The organism is Achromobacter xylosoxidans (assembly GCF_002192695.1).
GTDB lineage: Bacteria > Pseudomonadota > Gammaproteobacteria > Burkholderiales > Burkholderiaceae_B > Achromobacter > Achromobacter xylosoxidans_C.
In genome coordinates this window covers 1-1,698 of the sequence record NZ_MTLG01000092.1, presented here as the reverse complement: position 1 = coordinate 1,698, position 1,698 = coordinate 1, and the positions used below count along the sequence as shown (strand labels likewise).

The 1,698-nt window shown below is 66.7% G+C and carries 2 protein-coding genes; both read left to right on the top strand.

Translation table 11 applies throughout. The annotated features are described in order from the left end of the window. On the top strand, nucleotides 1–740 hold a 740-nt coding region (locus tag BRO63_RS23465; RefSeq protein ID WP_088142114.1), incomplete at its 5' end, for an electron transfer flavoprotein subunit beta/FixA family protein. A gap of 2 nt (nucleotides 741–742) precedes the next feature. Then, the gene (locus BRO63_RS23460; protein WP_088142113.1) at nucleotides 743–1,672 is read left to right on the top strand and encodes an electron transfer flavoprotein subunit alpha/FixB family protein; all 930 of its coding nucleotides are present in this window, start codon (nucleotides 743–745) and stop codon (nucleotides 1,670–1,672) included. Nucleotides 1,673–1,698: the final 26 nt, after the last annotated feature.

Here is a 1,698-nt window from a genome sequence, read left to right as displayed (position 1 = left end):
TGGTACCTGTCAAACGCGTCGTTGACTACAACGTCAAGGTGCGCGTCAAGTCTGATCAAACCGGCGTGGATATCGCCAATGTGAAGATGTCCATGAACCCCTTTGACGAAATCGCCGTCGAGGAAGCGACCCGCCTGAAGGAGAAGGGCGCCGTGGCTGAAGTCGTGGCGGTTTCTTGCGGCGTTGCGCAATGCCAGGAAACGCTGCGCACCGCCATGGCCATCGGCGCCGACCGCGGCGTGCTGGTGCAGACCGATGCCGAACTCCAGCCGCTGGCCGTGGCCAAGCTGTTGAAGGCGCTGGTCGACAAGGAGCAGCCGCAACTGGTGATCCTGGGCAAGCAAGCCATCGACGACGACGCCAACCAGACTGGTCAGATGCTGGCCGCGCTGCTGGACTGGCCGCAAGCCACGTTCGCCAGCAAGGTCGAACTGGCCGACGGCAAGGTTACGGTTACGCGTGAAGTCGACGGCGGCCTGGAAACGCTGACGTTGAAGCTGCCGGCCATCGTCACCACCGACCTGCGCCTGAACGAGCCGCGCTACGTCACGCTGCCCAACATCATGAAGGCCAAGAAGAAGCAGCTGGACACCGTCACGCCTGAAGAGCTGGGCGTGGACGCCGCGCCGCGCTTGAAGACGCTGAAGGTCAGCGAGCCGCCCGCCCGCAAGGCCGGCATCAAGGTGGCCGATGTCGCGGCCCTGGTGGACAAACTCAAGAATGAAGCGAAGGTGGTCTGAACATGACGACGCTGGTTATTGCCGAACACGATAACGCCCAGCTCAAGGGCGCAACCCTGAACGCCGTCGCCGCCGCCGCCAAGATCGGAGGCGACGTGCATGTGCTGGTCGCCGGCGCCAACGCGCGCGCCGTGGCCGACCAGGCCGCCGCCGCCGCAGGCGTGGCCAAGGTCCTGCTGGCCGACGCGCCGCAGCTGGCCGACGGCCTGGCCGAGAACGTCGCCGCCCAGGTGCTGGCGGTGGCTTCGGGCTACAGCCACATCCTGTTCCCGGCGACCGCCTCGGGCAAGAACGTGGCCCCGCGCGTGGCTGCCAAGCTGGACGTGGCGCAGATCTCCGACATCATCGGCGTGGAATCCGCCGACACCTTCCAGCGCCCGATCTACGCCGGCAACGCGATTGCCACGGTGCAGTCGGCCGACGCCGTCAAGGTCATCACCGTGCGCACCACCGGCTTTGACGCCGTGGCCGCGCAAGGCGGTTCGGGTGCGGTGGAAGACGTCGCCGCCGTGGCCGATTCGGGCCTGTCCACTTTCGTGGGCCGTGAAGTCGCCAAGAGCGACCGTCCGGAACTGGCCGGCGCGCGCGTCGTCGTCTCCGGCGGCCGCGGTCTGGGCAGCGCCGAAAACTTCAAGATCCTGGATCCGCTGGCCGACAAGCTGGGCGCGGCGCTGGGCGCCTCGCGCGCCGCGGTCGACGCCGGCTATGCGCCTAACGACTGGCAAGTCGGTCAGACCGGCAAGATCGTCGCGCCGCAGCTGTACGTGGCGGTTGGTATCTCGGGCGCCATCCAGCACCTGGCCGGCATGAAGGACTCGAAGGTCATCGTGGCCATCAACAAGGACCCGGAAGCGCCGATCTTCGGCGTGGCCGATTATGGCCTGGTGGGCGATCTGTTCCAGGTCGTGCCTGAACTGACCGGCGCGCTGTAAGCCGCAACGCGCAGCAGTATTGAAGG

What these genes read in the sequence shown, in the direction of transcription:
- BRO63_RS23460 (WP_088142113.1), top strand. Translation starts at nt 743, where the DNA reads ATGACGACGCTGGTTATTGCCGAACACGATAACGCCCAGCTCAAGGGC.